Source organism: Agromyces sp. NPDC004153, from assembly GCF_053603635.1.
This window is the reverse complement of record NZ_JBSGFY010000001.1, coordinates 2213806-2233132: the sequence shown is the minus strand read 5'-3', so window position 1 is coordinate 2233132 and position 19327 is coordinate 2213806. Positions and strand designations below refer to the sequence as shown.

The 19327-nt window shown below is 72.7% G+C and carries 19 protein-coding genes; 5 read left to right on the top strand and 14 right to left on the bottom strand.

Annotation, left to right across the window (positions count from 1 at the left end):
• Window position 1: 1 nt before the first annotated feature.
• The gene (locus tag ACWEOH_RS10525) at window positions 2-385 is read left to right on the top strand and encodes an STAS/SEC14 domain-containing protein (RefSeq protein WP_452030687.1); all 384 of its coding nucleotides are present in this window, start codon (window positions 2-4) and stop codon (window positions 383-385) included.
• A gap of 3 nt (window positions 386-388) precedes the next feature.
• On the opposite strand, the gene ACWEOH_RS10520 is transcribed toward ACWEOH_RS10525, so the two are convergent.
• Complete coding sequence (locus ACWEOH_RS10520) at window positions 389-586, bottom strand: hypothetical protein (RefSeq protein WP_452030685.1); 198 nt, start codon at window positions 584-586, stop codon at window positions 389-391.
• Window positions 587-697: 111 nt separating this feature from the next.
• Here ACWEOH_RS10520 and ACWEOH_RS10515 point away from each other — a divergent pair, with 111 nt between their 5' ends.
• Window positions 698-1768, top strand: coding sequence for an LLM class flavin-dependent oxidoreductase (locus ACWEOH_RS10515; RefSeq protein ID WP_452030683.1), 1071 nt, complete (start codon window positions 698-700; stop codon window positions 1766-1768).
• Window positions 1769-1787: 19 nt separating this feature from the next.
• On the opposite strand, the gene mftF is transcribed toward ACWEOH_RS10515, so the two are convergent.
• The 12 genes from mftF to mftA all read right to left on the bottom strand — a co-directional run bounded on the left by mftF (window position 1788) and on the right by mftA (window position 12615).
• Window positions 1788-3185 (bottom strand): mycofactocin biosynthesis glycosyltransferase MftF, encoded by a 1398-nt coding sequence (gene mftF, locus ACWEOH_RS10510; protein WP_452030680.1) that lies wholly within the window; start codon window positions 3183-3185, stop codon window positions 1788-1790.
• On the bottom strand, window positions 3182-3982 hold the full coding sequence (gene mftE / locus ACWEOH_RS10505; RefSeq protein ID WP_452030678.1) for a mycofactocin biosynthesis peptidyl-dipeptidase MftE: 801 nt from the start codon (window positions 3980-3982) through the stop codon (window positions 3182-3184). Before mftE ends, mftF begins: the two co-directional genes overlap by 4 nt.
• A 9-nt stretch (window positions 3983-3991) precedes the next feature.
• The gene (gene mftD, locus ACWEOH_RS10500; protein ID WP_452030676.1) at window positions 3992-5305 is read right to left on the bottom strand and encodes a pre-mycofactocin synthase MftD; all 1314 of its coding nucleotides are present in this window, start codon (window positions 5303-5305) and stop codon (window positions 3992-3994) included.
• A 64-nt stretch (window positions 5306-5369) separates the two neighbouring features.
• Window positions 5370-6248 carry a vWA domain-containing protein gene (locus ACWEOH_RS10495; protein WP_452030675.1) on the bottom strand — a complete coding sequence of 293 codons (879 nt, stop codon included), beginning with the start codon at window positions 6246-6248 and terminating at the stop codon, window positions 5370-5372.
• 108 nt (window positions 6249-6356) lie between these two features.
• On the bottom strand, window positions 6357-7292 hold the full coding sequence (locus ACWEOH_RS10490) for an AAA family ATPase (RefSeq protein WP_452030673.1): 936 nt from the start codon (window positions 7290-7292) through the stop codon (window positions 6357-6359).
• A 10-nt stretch (window positions 7293-7302) separates the two neighbouring features.
• Entirely contained in the window at window positions 7303-8136 is an 834-nt protein-coding gene (locus ACWEOH_RS10485; RefSeq protein WP_452030671.1) for a mycofactocin-coupled SDR family oxidoreductase, read from the bottom strand.
• A 33-nt stretch (window positions 8137-8169) separates the two neighbouring features.
• The gene (locus ACWEOH_RS10480; protein WP_352175294.1) at window positions 8170-9000 is read right to left on the bottom strand and encodes a mycofactocin-coupled SDR family oxidoreductase; all 831 of its coding nucleotides are present in this window, start codon (window positions 8998-9000) and stop codon (window positions 8170-8172) included.
• 43 nt (window positions 9001-9043) lie between these two features.
• Window positions 9044-9853, bottom strand: coding sequence for a mycofactocin-coupled SDR family oxidoreductase (locus ACWEOH_RS10475; protein ID WP_452030668.1), 810 nt, complete (start codon window positions 9851-9853; stop codon window positions 9044-9046).
• Window positions 9854-9914: 61 nt separating this feature from the next.
• A complete protein-coding gene (locus ACWEOH_RS10470; RefSeq protein WP_452030667.1) occupies window positions 9915-10775 on the bottom strand; it encodes a mycofactocin-coupled SDR family oxidoreductase in 861 nt (286 codons plus the stop codon).
• Between the two features lie 100 nt (window positions 10776-10875).
• A complete protein-coding gene (mftC, locus tag ACWEOH_RS10465) occupies window positions 10876-12225 on the bottom strand; it encodes a mycofactocin radical SAM maturase (RefSeq protein ID WP_452030665.1) in 1350 nt (449 codons plus the stop codon).
• A complete protein-coding gene (gene mftB / locus ACWEOH_RS10460) occupies window positions 12222-12497 on the bottom strand; it encodes a mycofactocin biosynthesis chaperone MftB (protein WP_452030664.1) in 276 nt (91 codons plus the stop codon). Before mftB ends, mftC begins: the two co-directional genes overlap by 4 nt.
• A gap of 7 nt (window positions 12498-12504) precedes the next feature.
• A complete protein-coding gene (gene mftA, locus ACWEOH_RS10455) occupies window positions 12505-12615 on the bottom strand; it encodes a mycofactocin precursor MftA (protein WP_130353870.1) in 111 nt (36 codons plus the stop codon).
• Between the two features lie 96 nt (window positions 12616-12711).
• Between mftA and mftR the strand changes: the two genes are divergently transcribed.
• Genes mftR through ACWEOH_RS10440 form a run of 3 tightly spaced genes read left to right on the top strand, consistent with a single transcriptional unit; the run spans window position 12712 to window position 17170 of the window.
• A complete protein-coding gene (mftR, locus tag ACWEOH_RS10450) occupies window positions 12712-13353 on the top strand; it encodes a mycofactocin system transcriptional regulator (protein WP_452030662.1) in 642 nt (213 codons plus the stop codon).
• Window positions 13350-15029, top strand: coding sequence for a GMC family oxidoreductase N-terminal domain-containing protein (locus tag ACWEOH_RS10445; RefSeq protein WP_452030660.1), 1680 nt, complete (start codon window positions 13350-13352; stop codon window positions 15027-15029). Before mftR ends, ACWEOH_RS10445 begins: the two co-directional genes overlap by 4 nt.
• 41 nt (window positions 15030-15070) lie before the next feature.
• On the top strand, window positions 15071-17170 hold the full coding sequence (locus ACWEOH_RS10440; protein ID WP_452030658.1) for a RecQ family ATP-dependent DNA helicase: 2100 nt from the start codon (window positions 15071-15073) through the stop codon (window positions 17168-17170).
• A gap of 24 nt (window positions 17171-17194) precedes the next feature.
• On the opposite strand, the gene paaZ is transcribed toward ACWEOH_RS10440, so the two are convergent.
• Window positions 17195-19288, bottom strand: coding sequence for a phenylacetic acid degradation bifunctional protein PaaZ (gene paaZ / locus ACWEOH_RS10435; RefSeq protein WP_452030656.1), 2094 nt, complete (start codon window positions 19286-19288; stop codon window positions 17195-17197).
• Window positions 19289-19327 lie beyond the last annotated feature (39 nt).

Sequence of the window (19327 nt, the reverse complement as noted above, 5' to 3'; positions counted from 1 at the left end):
CATGATCGAACCGCTCGAGGGCCTGCCGGCCGGCGTCATCGGCTTCCGGGCCGTGGGCACCATCGAGGCATCCGACTACCGCGACGTGCTCGACCCGGCGTTCGACGCCGCGATCGCCTCCGGCGGGAAGATCAACTGCGTGGTGGTGCTCGGCCCGGAGTTCGACCACTACTCGGTCGGCGCGATGTTCGAGGACGCGAAGCTCATCGGGCGCCCGCTGTCGGCGTGGAACCGGGCCGCGTTCGTCACGAACCACGACGTGCTCGCCGGCATCGCGACCGCACTCGGCGGCCTCGTGCCGGGCGACTTCCGCGTGTTCCCGATCGACCGGCAGGACGAGGCGGTCGCCTGGGTCGCCGAGGGCGTCGCGACGCCGGCGGGCTGAGGCCTACGCCGGGCAGGGCGAGTTCGCCGCGACGCGGGAGCGCGGCATCCGCTCGCGACGACGACGGCGCGCGGGTGCAGCGGCGCCGGCCGAGGCCTCGGCGAGTCGTTCGGCCACGACCCTGCGGCGCTCGAGCTCCAGCGCGAGCTGTGCCTCACGGGCCTCGGCGAGGTGCGGGAAGGTGAGTTCCGAGATCAACATGTCGACTCCGGTTCCGTGCGTGGTTGACCCTAGACTCCTGTCTGAGGTGGCCGCCCGGCATCCGGCAGATGCCCTATTCCTCACGGCCGCGCAGCAGAGGGGAATGAGCGGATGCCGCAGGATGCTGTACCCGTCGTGAAGCAGCGCATCGGATTCCTCTCGTTCGGCCACTGGCATCCCTCCCCGCAGTCGTCGACTCGCTCGGGGCGCGATGCGCTCGTGCAGTCCATCGAGCTCGCGGTCGCGGCCGAGGAGCTCGGCATCGACGGCGCGTTCTTCCGCGTGCACCACTTCGCGCGGCAGCTCGCGAGCCCGTTCCCGCTGCTCGCCGCGATCGGCGCCCGCACGAGCCGCATCGAGATCGGCACGGGCGTCATCGACATGCGCTACGAGAACCCGCTGTACATGGCCGAGGATGCCGCGGCCGCCGACCTCATCAGCGCCCACGCCGGCGGCGAGGGCCGGCTGCAGCTGGGCGTGAGCCGCGGTTCACCCGAGCCCGCGCAGAACGGATCGCACGCGTTCGGGTTCGTGCCGCCCGAGGGCGAGACCGACGCCGACCTCGCGCGCCAGAAGACCGAGGTGTTCCGCGCAGCGATCGCGGGTGCGGGCGTCGTGGCCGGCAACCCGCAGATGACGGGCTCCACGGCCGCGCTGCCGATCCAGCCGCAGTCGCCCGGCCTCGCCGACCGCATCTGGTGGGGCAGCGGCACCCGCGCCACGGCCGAGTGGACCGCCGAGCAGGGCATGAACCTCATGAGCTCGACCCTGCTCACCGAGGACACGGGCGTGCCGTTCGACGAGCTGCAGTACGAGCAGATCCAGCTCTACCGCGACGCGTGGGAGGCCGCCGGCTGGGAGCGAACGCCGCGCGTCTCGGTGTCGCGCAGCGTGATCCCGCTCGTGAGCGACGAGGACCGCGAGTACTTCGGCCCCCGGGTCGGCAGCGACACCAAGGACCAGGTCGGCTTCCTCGACGGCGGGCTCGCGCGCTTCGGCAAGAGCTACATCGGCGAGCCCGACGAGATCGCCGAGGACCTCGCGAACGACAAGGCCGTGGCGGCCGCCGACACGCTGCTCGTCACGGTGCCGAACCAGCTCGGTGTCGACTACAACACGCGACTTCTCGCCGCGATCGCCGAGCACGTCGGCCCGGCGATCGGGTGGACGCCCAACCGCTGAGTCCCCGCCCCGAGACGGCTCAACCGCGACGGCGCACGTCGGGCAGCAGCGCCCGCGCCGAGCGACCCCGGATCGCGCTCCACCACACGCCCGCCCCGTACGCCGCGTCGTCGAGGCGGCGCGCGACGCCGAAGCGCACCGGGTCGAGGCGGGGCCTGGTGCGGGCGAACTCCCACGCGGTGTCGGCGAGCGCCGCCATGACCACGGCCCGCCGCACGCGCCGTGAGATGAGGCATCCGATCGCGGTCAGCGGCCACCAGTGCCGGAGCAGCAGCGCGAAGCCCTGCGCGATCGCCCCGATGAACCCGTAGGCCGTGAGTCGCGACGCGAGGCGGTACGGATGCCGCACCGCGGTCGCCCGGCGCCCGATGCGCAGCACCGTGGCGATCAGCACCATCGCGGCGACGGGCAGGGACCACCGGCGCTGGGCCGCGAGCGCGACGAGGACGGCCGCACCCCACGGCGGCAGCACGACCGGCGCGATGTCGTCGGGGTGCCGCTGGGCCAGCGGATTCGCTCCCGTGCCGTAGAAGAACTTGCGGCCGAGCCACGCGCGCAGGGTCGACCGGTGCTCGTGCCGGACGGTCGCGGCGGGCTCGAACCGCACGCGGAGCCCGCGGTCCACGAGGCGCCAGACCAGGTCGACGTCCTCGCCGACCCGCATGTCCGCGTCGAACCCGTCGCCGAGCGCGTCGACGCGCGCGACGAGGCACGTGCTCGACACCCACGTCACCGGCGACCGGGGCCGCACGCTCGAGGAGTCGCTGCCGAGGTCGAGCGACGATCGGGCGTCCTCGTAGCGGGTGATCCAGTTGGCATCGGGGCCCTCGAGGCCGAGCACGCGCGGCGCGACCATCGCGAGCCCCGGGTCGGCGAAGTGCCGCAGCATGAGCGCGATGGCGTCGGGCTCCACGACGACGTCCGAGTCGACGAACACGACGTACGGGGTCGACACCCGGGCGAGTCCGGCGTTCCGCGCCGCCGCGGGTCCGAGGTTGCGAACGAGCACGACGGCCTCGGCCCCGTGCAGCTCGGCGACGGCGCGAACGGATGCCGCGTCGTCCGACGCGTCGTCGACCACGATCACCCGCAGCGCGCCGCCGAGTCCGGCGAGGAGGCGGTCGAGCTGGCGTGCGCGATCGCGCACGGGGACCACGACCGTCGCGAGGGCGAGGTCCACCGGCGGCAGCGCGTGCACGACGGGGTCGGCCATGCCCGTCGCGAGGAGGTGGTCGGCGAGCGCGCGCGATGCGGCATCCGTCACCCTCAGCTCGCCGTCGCGGAGGCGGTCGCGGGCCAGCGGCTTCAGCCGCGAGATGCGGGTCGGTGAGCCCCCGACGAGCACCGCGCCGTCGTCGACGACCCGCGTGTGCCGGTTGAGTCGCACGGTGAAGCCGTCGGGCAGGCGTACCGTCACGACACCGCCCCGGCGGTCGGATCGACGTCGGGCCCCGGCTCGCTGTCGGGCCGTGCGAGCCGACCGCGGGCGTCGACGCGTCCGCCCTGGAGGCGCGCCCACGCCTCGTCGACGATGGCCGCGACGAGCGCGGCGCCCTCGTCCGACGACGCCGCGCGCGGATCGCCGAGCACGCCGTTCGGCGCGACGGGTCGCATCCCGTGCTCGCGCAGCGCGGGCATGAGCTCGCCGATCGGGGCGACGTTGCCCTGCTCGATGCGGTCGGCCCGAACGCGGTCGTGGTCGAGCGCGAGCACGATCGACGTCTCGGATCGCCCGGCATGCGCGTCGATCGGCACGTCGGGACCGAGGGCGTCGGGATCCGGCACGCACGGCAGCCACGCGACCGCGCGCTCCTCGTCGATGAGCACCGGGACGGCGGCCTCGAGGGCCTCGACGTTGCCGCCGTGGCCGTTCACGAACACCACGCGGTCGGCCCACTCGCACGCCGACCGGCCGAGCTCGAGCAGCAGGAACGTGAGTGCCGGCGTGCCGATCGAGGTGGTGCCGGGGAACGCCTGGTGCTCGCCGCTCGCGCCGAAGGCGACGGCCGGCGTCACGACCGCGTCGACGCCGTCGGTGCGGAGGCGATCGGCGAGCGCGTCGGCGACGACCGACGCCACGACGGTGTCGGTGTCGAGCGGCAGGTGCGGACCGTGCTGCTCGGTCGAGCCGACGGGCACCAGCACGACCGGGCGACCCACCTCGGGCCACGGTCGGTCGACGAGTCGTGGCGCGCCGGCGCCCGTGCCGGTCACGCGGCCGCCTCAGAGGTTGCCGAGCGCGACCGCGTCGTCGGGGCGTGGCTCGGCGGGTTCGGGCGTCCGCCGGGTCGCCGGCCGGGGCTTGCGGGCGGCCGGCTTGCGGGCCGGCCTCGTCGCGGCAGCGGCCGACCCCGCCTCGGACTCCGCGCCGAGCTCGCGGCGGAACCCCGGCGGCACGTAGAAGTCCGCAGGCGAGAGCTCCTCGATCGAGCGATGCCCGAGGCCGAGCACCGCCGAGTCGAGCCCCCCGCGCAGGATGTCGAGCACGTTCTCGACGCCCGCCTGTCCATTCGCCGCCAACCCCCAGAGGTACGCCCGACCGATCATCACGGCGCGCGCACCGAACGCGAGCGCCTTCGCGACGTCCCCGCCGCGCCGGATGCCGCCGTCGAGGAGCACCTCGACCTGGCCGCCGACCGCCTCCGCGATGCCCGGGAGCATGCGGATCGTTGCGGGCGTCGAATCAAGGTTATTGCCGCCGTGGTTCGACACCGAGATCGCCGTGACGCCCGCGTCGACCGCGCGTTTCGCGTCGTCGATGCGCGAGACGCCCTTCAGCAGGAACGGACCGCCCCACTCCTCCCGCAGCCACGCGACGTCCTCCCAGGTGGGCGGCGGCGTCGACATCCACTCGCCGTACGCCCCGAAGAACGTCGGCGCGGGGCCGCCGTCGGGCGGTGCGAGGTTCGGCGTGGTGAGATCGGGCACGTGGCCCGTCTTCAGGTAGTCGGTGAGCCATGCCGGCCGGGTCACGGCCTGCGGGGCGAACCGCATCGCGGCCTTGAGCGTGAGCCGCTCGGGGATCCATGGGCTCCCCCAGTCCCGGCCGTTCGAGAACGACCAGTCGAGGGTCGCGATGAGCCCCTTCGCCCCGGCTGCTCGGGCGCGGTCGAGGCGCTGCACCATCGTCTCGCGGCTGCCGCTCCAGTACACCTGGAAGAACGTGTTCGCGTTGGCGGCCACGACCTCCTCGACCGGCTTCGACGCGAACGAGCTGAGGCCCATGATCGTGCCGCGGTTCGCCGCCGCGCGCGCGACCGCGACCTCGCCGTCGGGATGCACCGCCTGCACGCCCGTCGGCGAGATGATCACGGGCAGCGAGATCGGGATGCCCATGACGGTGGTGTCCAGCCTGCGGTCGGGCTGGTGGCCGGCGACGTGCGGCGCGAACTGGATCTCCGCGAACGCCGCCAGGTTGTCCTCGATCGTGAGGCCGCGCTCCGATCCGGCGACGAGGGCCCCGTATACGGACTTCGGCAGCCGGCGCTTCGCGCGCCGTTGGGCCTCGGCGACCGTCTCGAACCAGTCGTTGCTCATCGTTCGTCTCCCTTCGCGGGTGCGTCTGCGGTGGTCGTGCGTGCGGCGGATGCCGGTGGCGGGCTCATGCGGCGAACATCCCGCTCACCGCCGGCGCGACGCCCCGGTAGTCCTGCACGACGTGGAGCGTGCCCCGGCCGAGGCGCGCGAGGTCGCGGCCCAGCTCGACGTCGCGCTCGCCGCTCGCGTCGAGCAGCACGTCGAGCCTGGGGAGTCGGGCGGCGACCGTGCGCGGGTCGGGACCCGCGTTGTGGACGCAATCGGACAGCAGCACCACGCGTGCGTCCTTCACGGGCGCGCGGGACAGCTGCTTCGCGGCGAGCTCCAGCGGGAAGGCCACGTTCGTGAGGCCCTGCGCCGGCATCCGCATGATCGCGTCGAGGAGGTCCATGGGCTTCACGGGCTCGCCGAGGTTGAGCAGGATCGCGGCATCCGACCAGAACGCGATGACCGCGAGGTCGTCGTGCTCGAGCTCGCCGGCCAGCGCGCCGACCGTCGCCGCGGCGGTCGCGACCCGCTCGCCCCGCATCGAGCCCGAGACGTCGACCGCGAGCACGACCGAGCGCTTCGTGCGGATGCGGTCGCGCACGACGATGTCCTCGTCCTCGGGAACGGGCCGCTCGGTGAGCACCTCGATCGTGCGATCGAGGTCGATCTCGTCGGAGCCGCCGCGATACGGCATGCTGCCGAGCTCCCCGATGCCGCGCCGGCTCGTGGCGTCACGACGCGGCCGCCGCACCGCGAGTCGCGCGGCGATCTGCCGCGCCCGCGCACGGGCGAGCGGGTCGATCGCGGCATCCGCGTCGGCGACCACGACGGATGCCGCCTCGTCGGTGAACCCCGTCGCGCTGCTCCCGGGCAGCGGCTTCGCCGACGGACGGCCGTCACGCGCGCCCGACGCGCGCAGCGGCGCACCCCCGGATCCGGCGGTGGCGTCGTACACGGTGGGGTCCTCCTCGAGCTGCTTGGGTCGTCGCCGGAGCGGCGCCCCGTTCGCGGTGCGCCGGTCGGGGCGCTCGCGCCGGATCGGCGAGTCGGCCGGGACCTCCCTTCATCCCGGCGCGGCCGTGGCCGGCTCCAGGATGAAGCGGTCCTCCCAGATCTCGCGCAGCACGCGTTCGGGCGTCGTCTCGATCGCCTCGTCGAGGTGGATGCGGCCCGACAGCGACACGATCATCGCGTCGAACACGAGCTGGGCGTACCCCTCCTGCTCGGGCGAGCGGAGGTCGCGCAGCTCGGCGAGCTTCATCGCGACGAGCACGAGGTCGATCGCGCCGCGCACGCTCGATCCCTGCCGCACATCGGGGTGCGTCCGGGTGGCCCGCGTGACCGCGACCGCGTCGACGACGAGCCGGTCGCCGACCGCGCCGTGAGCGCCCGTGCGCAGCCGCACGATCGCCTCCTCGCTCGGCGCGTCCTGGTAGTCGACGGCGAGCCGGTTGAGGCGGTCGTGCACGCTCGTCGACAGCCGGGTCGTGCCGACGTTGTCGTACGGGTTCATCGAGGCGATGACGCGGAACGTCGGCCTGGCCGCGATGCGGCCCACACGCGGCACCGCGATCGACCGGTCGGCCATCGCCGTGAGCAGCGTGTTGAGCGTGTCCTCGGGTGCGCGGTTGAACTCCTCGATGTAGAGGAACCCGCCCTCGCGCATGGCCTCGACGAGCGGGCCGGCCACGAAGTTGTCGGGGCTGTAGTCCTCCTTCAGCACGCGGGCGGGGTTGTGGTGACCGACGAGCTTCGCCGGCGTCAGGTCGGCGTTGCCCTCGACGAACAGCAGCGGGATGCCCCACTCCTGCGTGATGGCGGTGAGCATCGTCGTCTTGCTGGTGCCCGGCGGTCCCTCGAGCAGGATGTCGCGCCCGGCCGCGACGGCGGCGAGCGTCAGCTCGAGCTCGCGCTCTCGGCCGACGATGTGCGCCGCGATGCGTTCGCGATTCGCCGCGAGCTCGCCCGGCGCGGCATCCGCTCGGGTCGTGTCGGTCACCACTCCCACCTCACTTCGTCGTCGACCCGGCGTCGACCGGCAGCATGACGCCCGTCACGTACCGCGCCTCGTCGGACGCGAGCCAGAGCACCGCATTCGAGATGTCGACCGGCTCGACCCACGGCACGGGCAGCGCGTTCATCGCCTGGAACCGGTCGCCGAGCGTCTCGCGCGTGCGGTCGGCCGGCTCGAGGTCGGGCGCGAAGAGGGCGTAGAGCATGTCGTTCTGGATCATGTCGGTGTCGACGCTCGTGGGGTGCACGGTGTTGACGCGGATCATGTCGGGCGCGAGCTCGAGGGCGAGCGTGCGCATGAGGCCCACGACGCCGTGCTTCGCGGACACGTAGTGCGCGAAGTTCTCGAAGCCCTGGATGCCCGCCGTCGAGCTCGTGATGACGATGGCGCCACCGCCCGCCGCCCGGAGGTGCGGGATCGCCGCCTTGGCGGTGTGCCACACTCCCGTGAGGTTGACGCCGATCATCTCGTCCCACGACTCGTCGCTGAGCTCGTCGGCCCGGCCCTGCGAGAAGATGCCGGCGTTCGCCGAGACGATGTCGAGTCGCCCGAGCTCCGCGACGCCCTCGTCGAGCGCGGCCTTGAGGGCGCCGTAGTCGCGCACGTCGGCCTCGCGGGCCACGATGCGCCGGTCGAGCGCCTCGACCTGGCGGACGGTCTCCGCGAGGTCGTCGGGCGTGGACATCGGGTATTCCACCGAGGGCAGCTGCTTCACCACGTCGACCGCGATGATGTCCGCGCCCTCCTGCGCCATGCGCAGCGCGTGGCTGCGGCCCTGCCCGCGGGCCGCGCCGGTGATGAACGCGACCTTGCCGTCGAGTCGTCCCATGTTCGTTCTCCGTTCTCGTCTTCCGTCGTGTCGCTACTTGACCAGTGCGCCGGCATCCACCGGCAGGGGGACTCCCGTGACGTATCGCGATTCGTCGCTCGCGAGGAACAGCACGGCGTTCGAGATGTCCACCGCCTCGACCCACGGGATCGGCAGCGCGTTCATCGCCACCGCCGCGTTCGCGAAGTCCTCCTGCGTCGGGTTCTCGAGGTCGGGCCGGAACAGGCGGTAGATCGAGTCGTTCAGCACCATGTCGGTGGCGACCGTCGTCGGGTGCACGCTGTTCACCCGGATCATGTCGGGCGCGAGCTCGAGCGCCAGCGTGCGCATGAGCCCGACGAGCCCGTGCTTGGCCGAGACGTAGTGCGACATGTTCGGGTAGGCGAACAGTCCCGCATCCGAGCTCGTGATGATGATCGATCCGCCGCCCGAGGCCCGCAGGTGCGGGATCGTCGCCTTGGCGGTGTGCCAGACGCCCGACAGGTTGATGTCGATCATCGTCGTCCAGTGGTCGTCGGGGATGTCCGCCGCCTGTGCCGGCGTCCCGGCGATCCCCGCGTTGGCCGCGACGATGTCGAGCCGTCCGAGCTCCGCCACGCCCGCGTCGACCGCGGCCTTCAGCGCGTCGTAGTCGCGCACGTCGGCCTTCGAGGCGACGATCCGCCGGTCGAGCGCCTCGACCTGGCGCACCGTGTCGGCGAGGTCCTCCTCGGTGGCCGGTGGGATGTTGTTCGTCGGCACCGCCTCGCACACGTCGATCGCGATGATGTCGGCGCCCTCCTGGGCCAGTCGCACCGCATGGCTGCGACCCTGTCCGCGCGCCGCGCCCGTGATGAACGCGACCTTGCCTTCCACACGCCCCATCGCGTGCCTCCTTCCCTCTGCGGGGATCTCCCGCTCCGGTTCGTCAGTACTGCGTGTTGCCCGCGTCGACCGTCATGGCCATCGCGGTGATGTAGCGCGACTCGTCGGACGCGAGGAAGAGCACCGCGTTCGACTGGTCGCGGGGCTCCGTCACGTCGATGGGCAGCGAATTGGTGAGCATGCCCGCCAGGCGCTCGTTCCCCTCGAGCAGCCTCGGGTACTCGCCGCCCATCTCGCCCATCGCGGTGTCGACGCCCGTCGGGTGCAGCGAGTTCACGCGGATGCTGTGCTTCGCCAGCTCGTGCGCGAACGCCTTCGTCAGCCCGGTCACGCCGAACTTCGACGCGACGTACGGCGTGAGGAACGGCAGCCCCTTGAGGCCGGCCGCCGAGCTCGTCAGGATGATCGATCCGCCGCCTGCCTCGATGAGGTGCGGCGCCGTGAGCTGCACGGTGTTGAACACCCCGGTGAGGTTGATCGAGATCGTCTCGTTCCAGATCTCGGGCGTGACCTCGTCCCACGGGGCGAGGATGCAGATGCCCGCGTTGCCGACGACGATGTCGAGCCGGCCGAGCTCGGCCACGCCCTCGTCGATCGCCGCCTTCATGGCGTCGCGATCGCGCACGTCGGCCTTGCGGGCCACGATGCGGCGGTCGAGCGCCTCGACCTGCCGGACCGTCTCCTGCAGGTCCTCCTCGGTCGCATGCGAGTACTGCAGCCCGGGCACGGGTCCGCAGAGGTCGACCGCGATGATGTCGGCGCCCTCCTCGGCGAGCCGCAGCGCGTGCGACCGTCCCTGTCCGCGAGCGGCTCCGGTGACGAAGGCGACCTTGCCCTCCACACGTCCAGCCATGGTCCTCGATGTCCTTCCTGTTCGGGTTCTTCGTTGGGGGTGGTGTTCGGCGTTCCGCCCGCTACTTGACGGGGTTCGCGTTCACGCCGGGGATGAGCAGGTGGCCCGCGTCGACGGGAAGCGCGACCCCGGTGACCGCCGACGCGAGGTCGGAGTTGAGGTAGAGCGCGGCATCCGCGATCCGCTGCGGGTCCATGAACCCGACGCCCTTCAGCGCGTGGAAGTGGTAGCCGGCCTCGAGCATGTCCTCCTCGGTGCCCTCACCGGCCGGCTTGCCCGACATCATGTCCCAGGCGCCCTGCCAGCTCGTCATGGGCGTGAGCACGGCGCCGGGGTGGACGCTGTTCACCCGGATGCCGTGCGGCGCGTACTCGAGGGCGAGCGTCTTCATGACGCCGACGACGCCGAACTTCGCGGCGCAGTAGTGCACGTAGTTGGCACCGGGCTCGAGCCCGTTGATCGACGAGGTCATCACGATCGAGCCGCCGCCCTGCTCCATCATCTGCGGGAGCACCGCCTTGGCCGACTTCCAGACGCCGGTGAGGTTGACGGCGATCATGTCGTCCCACTGCTCGTCGGTGAGCTCGTGCGCGGGCGCGAGCGAGAAGATGCCGGCGTTCGCGATCAGGATGTCGATCCGGCCGAGCTCGGCGACGCCCCGCTCGACTGCGGCGTCCAGGTCGCCCTGCTTGCGCACGTCGCCGACGACCGGCACGATCCGACGGTCGAGCGCCTCGACCTGGCGGACGGTCTCGTCGATGTCCTCCTGCCTGGCCATCGGGTAGACGACCGAGCTGATCTGGTCGAGCGTGTCGACGATGACGACGTCGGCGCCCTCCCTCGCACAGGTCACGGCGTGCGCGCGTCCCTGGCCGCGAGATCCGCCCGTGACGAGGGCGACCTTTCCGTCGAGCATCCCCATCGGTGCTCTCCCTTCCTGTTCCGGGCACGCCGAACCGCCTCACCGCGGGCGCACGCCTCACTGCGGCCGCGTCATCGCGGTCGTCTCGGAGCGCAGGGCCTCACGCGAGTTCGGAGCGGATGCCTCCCTGGTGGCGCCGGTCGGCGCCCGTTCGTTCGGTCTCGAGATCGGATGCCGCGTCGGGCACGAAGCCCGCGAGCGGGTCCTCCGCGCACGCGCTCACGGGCGGCGCCTGCAGGTCCTCGCGTCGCGAGAGCGTGAGCCGTACGGGACCCATGCCGGTTCGCGGACGCGGCGGCGTCGTGCGGTGCGAGTGGTCGCCGGCGTGCCTGGGGATGCTGCGGGTCTCCGACCGCTCGGCGAGCAGCTGCTCGCCGTACCCCTGCACGCACTCGGGATCGGGCCCGTCGAGCGGGAGGCCGGTGAAGAACTTCGCGGCCATGCATCCGCCCTTGCACGTGTCGAAGAACTGGCACGAGCTGCACGCACCGCCCGACTGCGGCGAGCGCAGCTCGGCGAAGAGCGACGAGTCGCGCCACACCGACTGGAAGCCGCCCTCGCCGCGCACGTTGCCGGCGAGGAACTCCTCGTGGATCGCGAAGGGGCAGGCGTAGACGTCGCCGATCGGGTCGATGAGGCACACCACGCGCCCGGCGCCGCACAGGTTGAGCCCGGGGAGCGCCTGCCCGTACGCCGAGAGGTGGAAGAACGAGTCGCCCGTCAGCACGTCGTCGCCGTGGGCGACCAGCCAGTCGTAGAGCTCGCGCTGCTGCTCGCGCGTCGGGTGCAGCTCGTCCCAGACATCGGCGCCGCGCCCCGAGGGACGCAAGCGCGTGAGTCGCAACTGCGCGCCGTAGCGGTCGGCGATCGCCTTGAACTCGTCGAGCTGCGGGATGTTCTGCCGGGTGCAGACGACCGAGAGCTTGAAGTTGCGCATCCCCGCATCGGACAGGTGCTGCATGGCGCGCAGCGCCGTCTCGTACGACCGCGGTCCGCGCACGAAGTCGTTCACCTCGGCGGTCGCGCCGTCGAGGGAGACCTGCACGTCGACGTAGTCGTTCGCGGCGAGCCGGGCGGCCACCTCGGGCGTGATCTTCACGCCGTTCGTCGAGAACTTCACGCCGACGTGGTGGGCCGTCGCGTAGTCGACGAGCTCCCAGAAGTCGCTGCGCACCGTGGGCTCGCCGCCGCCGATGTTCACGTAGAACACCTGCATGCGCTCGAGCTCGTCGATGACCGCCTTGCACTCCTCGGTGCTCAGCTCGCCCGGGTCGCGGCGGCCCGAGCTCGACAGGCAGTGCACGCACGACAGGTTGCACGCGTAGGTGAGCTCCCAGGTGAGGCAGATGGGGGCGTCGAGCCCGAGCTCGAAGTGGTCGACCAGTCGCATCGCCGCGGGCGGCGGTGCTGCAGGGCGGATGCCGGTGGCGGGCGCCTCGACGATGCTCATGCGGCCCGCTCCACGAGCATCCGCGACTCGGCGAGCGTGCCGAGCGCGCGCAGGTAGGTGGGGAGGTGCTCGGGCGCCACGCCGGCGGCCTCGCACGCCTCGCGCGCGGTTGCGGCATCCGCCAGCCCCTCGACGACGGTGAGCAGCGTGCGGTCCTTCAGGAACGACAGCTTGCGGGTGCCGAAGTGGTAGAGCAGCGCGCCGAACGGCTCGGGCCGGACCGAGACCTGCGGGTGGAGCTGCCAGGCGGTGTCGGGTGCGACGGCGGTCATGGCGGGATCAGTACACGCCGCACATGCCGTCGATCGAGACCTCCTCGACGAGGGAATCCGTCTCGATCACGTCCTCGACCTCACCCTGCGGTGCGACGAGCTCTTCACTTCGACTCATGGGATGCTCCTCATGTGCGATCGCCGTCGTTGGCGATCTCTCGTGATATTGCGATACTAATGACACTCAGTGCCGTTAGGGAAGGGGGTTCCCGCGATGGTGTTCGCCGGCGACGATGCCGCGACGCGACCACGACTCGGCCGCGCCCCGTCCACCACGCACGCCGACCTCAGCCACGTGGCGCTGCGGATGTTCATGGAGCGCGGCTTCGACGCGACGACCGTCGACGACATCGCCCGGGAGGCCGGCATCGGACGCCGCACCTTCTTCCGCTACTTCCCCTCGAAGAACGACGTGCCGTGGGGCGACTTCGACGTGCTCCTTGCCCGCATGCGCAGCCACCTCGCGTCGCTGCCCGACGACCTGCCGCTCATGGAGCAGCTGCGCCGCTCGATCCTCGAGTTCAACCGCTTCCCCGAGTCGGAGTGGGAGTACCACCGCCGCCGCATGGACCTGCTGCTGCACGTGCCCACGCTGCTCGCGCACTCGACGCTGCGGTACGCGTCGTGGCGCCAGGTCGTCGCCGAGCACGTCGCCCGCCGGCTGGGACTCCCCGAGGACGACCTCATCCCGCAGACCATGGCGTGGACCTGCCTCGGGGTCTGCCTCGCGGCCTACGAGCAGTGGCTCGTCGACGCCGACGCGCAGCTGCTCGACCTGCTCGACGAGGCGTTCCGGCTCATCGACGAGCGGATCGACACCGACGTGGTGCGCGCGCACCGGGACTCGCACGCGTGACGGACGGCCGACGGCCCGCCCGCACGACGGTCGTCGTGGGCGCCGGGGCCGCGGGCGCGGCGCTCGCCGCCCGGCTGAGCGAGGATCCGTCGCACCACGTCGTGCTGCTCGAGGCGGGCCCGGCACCGCGAACCGTCGAGGAGTTCCCGGCCGACCTGCTCGACGCGTCGACCGTGCAGGGCGCGATGCCGGGGCATCCGGCGAACTGGTCGTACCTCGGCCACCTCACGCCCGACCTGCCGTACACGATCGCGCGCGGCCGCATCGTCGGCGGCTCGTCGACGATCAACGGCGGCTACTTCGTGCGGGCGCGCCCCGAGGACTTCGCGCGCTGGGCGGAGGTCGCGGGTCCCGACTGGTCGTTCGAGCGCGTCCTCCCCGTGCTGCGCGAGCTCGAACGCGACCTCGACCTCGGCGCCGGGCCGTTCCACGGCGACGCCGGGCCCATGCCGGTGCGCCGCGCCCCCCAGCGGAATCCGGTGGCCCGCGCGTTCACCGCCGCGGCGGTCGAGCTCGGGTTCGCCGAGGAGGCCGACAAGAACGCACCGGGCGCGGCGGGCGTCGGCCCGGTGCCGCAGAACGTCGTCGACGGGGTGCGCGTGAACACCGCGCTCGCGTACCTGTCGCCCGTGCGCGACCGCGAGAACCTCGAGGTGCGGGGCGGATGCCGCGTGCGTCGCGTCGTGTTCGACGGAGCGCGAGCGATCGGGGTCGAGGTCGTCGAGTCGGGCGCTCGGCACGGTGGCGCCGTGGACGCGCCGCACGTCGTCGAGGCGGACGAGGTCGTGCTCAGCGCGGGCGGCATCGGCACGCCGCACCTGCTGCTCGTGTCGGGCATCGGCCCGGCCGCGCAGCTCGAGGGCGTCGGCGTGCCCGTCGTCCTTCACGCACCTGGCGTGGGGCGCGCGTTCACCGACCACCCCGACCTCTCCGTCGGCTGGCGCGCTCGACGCGACGTGGTCGACCCGACCGCCCCCGAGACGTTCACGACCGCGCTGAACTTCGCCTCCTCCGACGCGGATGCCGCGGGCGACCTCGAGATCATGGCGTGCGTGACGACCATGGGCCACCTGCTCACCGGCTCGTCGAGCGCCGTCGCCGGTGGAGCGCGGTCGGCGCTGCGGCATCCGCTCGCGACCGCCCGCGCGCTGCGCGGGACCTCGCTGCGCCGCGTACGCGAGCAGGTCGCCCACGGCCGCGATCTCGTGCTGCTCGTGGGCCTGCAGCGCGAGGCGGCGCGCGGCTCGATCACGCTCGAATCCGCGGACCCCGACATCCACCCGCGGATCGACTACCGGTACCTCTCGACCCCGCACGACCGCGAGCGCCTGCGGCTCGGCATCCGCACGGCCGTGGCGCTGCTGCGCTCGCGGGCATTCGCCCACCTCTTCGAGCGCCTCACCGAGCTCGACGACGCCAACCTCGACGACGACGCGGCCCTCGACGCCTGGATGCTCGCGCACCTGGGCACCGCGATCCACCTCTGCGGCAGCGTGCCGATGGGTGGGGCCGACGACGCGAACGCGGTGCTCGACGGGGCCGGCCGCGTCCGCGGCGTCGCCGGGCTGCGGGTCGCCGACACCTCGATGCTGCCGGATGCGCCGTCGCGCGGGCCGGCGGCCACGGCCGTGCTCATCGGGGAGCTCGTGGCCCGGTTCATCCGTCGCGGCGACTGAACGCACCCGCGGATGTCGGCCGCATCGGCGAGAGTGGACGCATGAGCCCCCTCGTCGCGACCGATGCCACGCGCGCCGACGCCCTCGCCGCGCTCCGCGAGCTCGTGGGCCGGCCCGACGCGGAGTTCCACGACGGGCAGTTCGAGGCGATCGAGGCGCTCGTCGACGGGCGACGGCGCGCCCTCGTGGTGCAGCGCACCGGGTGGGGCAAGTCGGCGGTCTACTTCGTGGCCACCGCGCTGCTGCGCCGCAGGGGCGGCGGCCCGACCGTGCTCGTCTCGCCGCTGCTCGCCCTCATGCGCGACCAGATCGCCGCGGCCGAGCGAGCGGGCGTGCGGGCCGTGGCGATCAACTCGACGAACCCCCACGAGTGGGACGACGTGCTGCGCCGGCTCGACGCCGACGAGGTCGACGTGCTGCTGGTCTCGCCCGAGCGGCTCAACAACCCCTCGTTCCGAGAGGAGCAGCTGCCCGCGCTCGTGCGACGCATCGGCCTCCTCGTCGTCGACGAGGCGCACTGCATCAGCGACTGGGGTCACGACTTCCGGCCCGACTACCGGCGGCTCCGCGACCTCATCGCCCGCATCCCGGCCGACGTGCCGGTCCTCGCGACGACGGCGACGGCGAACAGCCGGGTGGTGGCGGACGTCGCGGAGCAGCTCGGCGGGAGCGAGGTGCTCACGATCCGCGGCCCGCTGGCCCGCTCGTCGCTGCGCCTCGGCGTCCTGCGACTGCCCGACTCCACGACCCGCCTCGCCTGGCTGCTGAGCCACCTCGACGACCTCCCCGGCTCGGGCATCATCTACACGCTGACCGTGTCGGCGGCGAACGACACGGCGCGCCTCCTGCGCGAGCGCGGGCACGACGTGCGGACGTACACGGGCCAGACCGATCCCGACGAGCGCGAGGAGTCCGAGGCCCTGCTCAAGCGCAACGAGGTGAAGGCCCTCATCGCCACGAGCGCGCTCGGCATGGGATTCGACAAGCCCGACCTCGGCTTTGTTGTGCACCTCGGGGCGCCGTCGTCGCCCGTCGCGTACTACCAGCAGGTCGGGCGAGCCGGCCGAGCCACCGAACGCGCCGACGTGCTCCTGCTCCCCGGCAACGAGGATCCGGCGATCTGGCACTACTTCGCGACCGCGTCGATGCCCGACGAGGAGCGCGCCCGCCGCGTGATCGACGAGCTGTCCGACGTCCCGCTGTCGACGCCGGCGCTCGAGGCGCGGGTCGACATCCGCCGCACGCCGCTCGAGCTGCTGCTCAAGGTGCTCGACGTCGACGGCGCCGTGCGACGCGTGCAGGGCGGCTGGGTCGCGACCGGCCAGCCATGGAGCTACGACGCCGAGCGCTACGCGCGCATCGCCCAGGAGCGCGAGGCGGAGCAGCGGCACATGATCGAGTACGAGCAGACCGACGGATGCCGCATGGCGTTCCTGCAGCGCTCGCTCGACGACGAGACGGCGATGCCCTGCGGCCGGTGCGACACCTGCGCCGGCGCCTGGTACCCGGGCGGCCTGGCCGACGGGGCCGCCGAGGCGGCCGCCGGCGCGCTCGACCGGGTGGGCGTGCCCGTCGACCCGCGTCGCGCCTGGCCGACGGGCGCCGACCGGCTGGGCGTCCCGGTGAAGGGGCGCATCCCGGCCGGCGAGCAGGCCGACGAGGGCCGTGCGCTCACCCGGCTGACCGACCTCGGATGGGGCGGGGCCATGCGCGAGCTGCTCGCGCCCGGCACGCCCGACGCACCGGTTCCGCCGCAAGTGCTGGCAGCGTGCGTTCGGGTGCTCGCCGACTGGGGCTGGGCCGAGCGGCCCGTCGCCGTCGCCTCGATCCCCTCGCGGTCCCGGCCGCAGTTCGTCGACTCGCTCGCCCGCGGCATCGCCGAGGTCGGGCGCATGCCGTACCTCGGTGCGCTCGCGCCCGCGAACGGCGGCCCCGCTGGTCGGCCCGGCGGCAACAGCGCGTTCCGGCTCGCCGGAGTCTGGGACCGGTTCACCGCCGACGCGATCGACGTGCCCGACGGTGGCATCCTGCTCGTCGACGACCAGGCCGACAGCCGCTGGACGCTGACCGTCGCCGCGCGCACGCTTCGGCAGCGGGGCGCGACTGCGGTGCTCCCGTTCGTGCTCGCATTGCGCGGCTGACGCGCGTCCCTTGGCCTGCGTTCGCTACGCCGGCTGCGGCGCCTGCTCCTTCGCGACGAGCGTGAGCACGTCGTAGGTCGCGACGATCTCGTCGTCCTGGTTCTTCAGCACCGCGTCCCAGCGCACCTCGCCGTACTCGTCGGTCTCCCGCGGCGAGATCTGCTTCGCCGTGAGCTCGACGCGGATCGAGTCGCCGGGCGACACCGGCGTGATGAACCGCAGGTTCTCGAGCCCGTAGTTCGCGAGCACCGGGCCGGGCGCGGCGTCGACGAACAGTCCGGCGGCCCACGACACGAGCAGGTACCCGTGCGCGACGCGGCCGGGGAAGAACGGGTTCGCCGCGGCGGCCTCCTCGTCCATGTGCGCGTAGAACGTGTCGCCCGTGAACTCCGCGAACGTCTCGATGTCCTCGAGCGTCACCGTTCGCGACGCCGAGACGACCTGGTCGCCGATGCGCAACTCCGCGAGCGACTTGCGGAACGGGTGCACGCCGCCCGGCTGCGACGCCGCGCCCTGGTGCCACACGCCGGTGAGCGCGGTGAGCATCTCGGGCGAGCCCTGCACGGCCGTGCGCTGCATGTGGTGCAGCACGGCGCGGATGCCGCCGAGCTCCTCGCCGCCGCCGGCGCGACCCGGTCCGCCGTGCACGAGGTTCGGCAGCGGCGAGCCGTGGCCCGTCGAGCTGCGCGCGTCGTCGCGGTCGAGGAAGAGCACGCGACCGTTGTACGCGGCGATGCCCGACGCGAGCGCGACGGCGACCGACGGGTCGTGCGTCGCGACGCTCGTCACGAGCGATCCGCCGCCGCGGGCCACGAGCCCGGATGCCTCGTCGAGCGAGCCGTAGCCGACGATCGACGCGACCGGTCCGAACGCCTCGACCTCGTGCAGCGCGGGGCTCGCGGCATCCGCGAACCGCAGCAGCATGGGCGCGACGAAGGCGCCGTCGGATGCCGCGCCGGTGCTGCCGTCGGCGTGCATGACGCTCGGGGCATCCGTCGACCCGATGACGAGCTCGCCGCCCGCCTCTTCGAGCCTGCCGACCTGGCGGAGCACCTCGTCGCGCTGCGCGATCGACGCGAGCGGGCCCATCGTGACGCCCTCGGCGCGTGGGTCGCCGACGACCACGCGCTCGGCGATGCGGGCGCGCACGGCGTCGATGACCGCGTCGACGGATGCCTCGGGCACGATCGCGCGGCGGATGGCGGTGCACTTCTGGCCCGCCTTCGTGGTCATCTCGACGACGAGCTGCTTCACGTACGCGTCGAACTCGGGCGTGCCCGACACCGCGTCGGTGCCGAGGATCGAGGCGTTGATCGAGTCGGTCTCGCTCGTGAACCGCACGCCGCCCGTCTGCACGGAGTCGTGGGCGCGCAGCCGCTCTGCGGTCGACGCCGACCCCGTGAACGCGACGAGGTCGCCGAGGCGGAGGTGGTCGAAGAGGTCGGGCACGCTGCCCGACACGAGCTGGAGCGAGCCCTCGGGCAGCAGGCCCGATTCGACGAGGATCCGGACCATCGCCTCGGCGAGGTAGCCCGTCGGGGTCGCGGGCTTCACGATCGTCGGGACGCCGGCGAGGAATGCCGGGGCGAACTTCTCGAGCGAGCCCCACACCGGGAAGTTGAACGCGTTGATCTGCACGGCCACGCCGGGGAGCCGGGTGTAGATATGCCGTCCGAGGAATGAGCCGTCCTTCGACAGGTTCTCGACGTTCCCGTCGATGTAGACCTTGCTGTTCGGCATCTCGCGGCGGCCCTTGCCCGAGTACGTGAAGAGCACCCCGATGCCGCCGTCGATGTCGACCCAGGAGTCCTGCTTCGTCGCACCGGTTCGGCTCGACAGCTCGTACAGCTCGGCCTTGCGCTCGGTGAGCGCGAGCGCGAACTGCTTGAGCAGCACCGCCCGCTGGTGGAAGGTCAGCTCGCCGAGGCTCGCCTGGCCGACGGTGCGGGCGTACTCGAGCGCGCCCGCGAGGTCGAGCCCCTCGGTCGACACGCGGGCGATCACGTCGCCCGTCGACGCGTCGCGCACCTCGGTCGCCGATGCGGCGGCCGCGGCATCCGGAGTCCACCACTGGCCCTGGACGTAGCTCGGCAGGATCTCGGTCATCGTCTCGGTCATTGCATTCCTCCCGGCGCGCGGTGCGCCACTTCGGCGCGC

What these genes read in the sequence shown, in the direction of transcription:
- ACWEOH_RS10525 (WP_452030687.1), top strand. Translation starts at nt 2, where the DNA reads ATGATCGAACCGCTCGAGGGCCTGCCGGCCGGCGTCATCGGCTTCCGG.
- ACWEOH_RS10520 (WP_452030685.1), bottom strand. Translation starts at nt 586, where the DNA reads ATGTTGATCTCGGAACTCACCTTCCCGCACCTCGCCGAGGCCCGTGAG.
- ACWEOH_RS10515 (WP_452030683.1), top strand. Translation starts at nt 698, where the DNA reads ATGCCGCAGGATGCTGTACCCGTCGTGAAGCAGCGCATCGGATTCCTC.
- mftD (WP_452030676.1), bottom strand. Translation starts at nt 5,305, where the DNA reads ATGAGCAACGACTGGTTCGAGACGGTCGCCGAGGCCCAACGGCGCGCG.
- ACWEOH_RS10485 (WP_452030671.1), bottom strand. Translation starts at nt 8,136, where the DNA reads ATGGGACGACTCGACGGCAAGGTCGCGTTCATCACCGGCGCGGCCCGC.
- ACWEOH_RS10480 (WP_352175294.1), bottom strand. Translation starts at nt 9,000, where the DNA reads ATGGGGCGTGTGGAAGGCAAGGTCGCGTTCATCACGGGCGCGGCGCGC.
- ACWEOH_RS10475 (WP_452030668.1), bottom strand. Translation starts at nt 9,853, where the DNA reads ATGGCTGGACGTGTGGAGGGCAAGGTCGCCTTCGTCACCGGAGCCGCT.
- ACWEOH_RS10470 (WP_452030667.1), bottom strand. Translation starts at nt 10,775, where the DNA reads ATGGGGATGCTCGACGGAAAGGTCGCCCTCGTCACGGGCGGATCTCGC.
- mftC (WP_452030665.1), bottom strand. Translation starts at nt 12,225, where the DNA reads ATGAGCATCGTCGAGGCGCCCGCCACCGGCATCCGCCCTGCAGCACCG.
- mftB (WP_452030664.1), bottom strand. Translation starts at nt 12,497, where the DNA reads ATGACCGCCGTCGCACCCGACACCGCCTGGCAGCTCCACCCGCAGGTC.
- mftA (WP_130353870.1), bottom strand. Translation starts at nt 12,615, where the DNA reads ATGAGTCGAAGTGAAGAGCTCGTCGCACCGCAGGGTGAGGTCGAGGAC.
- mftR (WP_452030662.1), top strand. Translation starts at nt 12,712, where the DNA reads ATGGTGTTCGCCGGCGACGATGCCGCGACGCGACCACGACTCGGCCGC.
- ACWEOH_RS10440 (WP_452030658.1), top strand. Translation starts at nt 15,071, where the DNA reads ATGAGCCCCCTCGTCGCGACCGATGCCACGCGCGCCGACGCCCTCGCC.
- paaZ (WP_452030656.1), bottom strand. Translation starts at nt 19,288, where the DNA reads ATGACCGAGACGATGACCGAGATCCTGCCGAGCTACGTCCAGGGCCAG.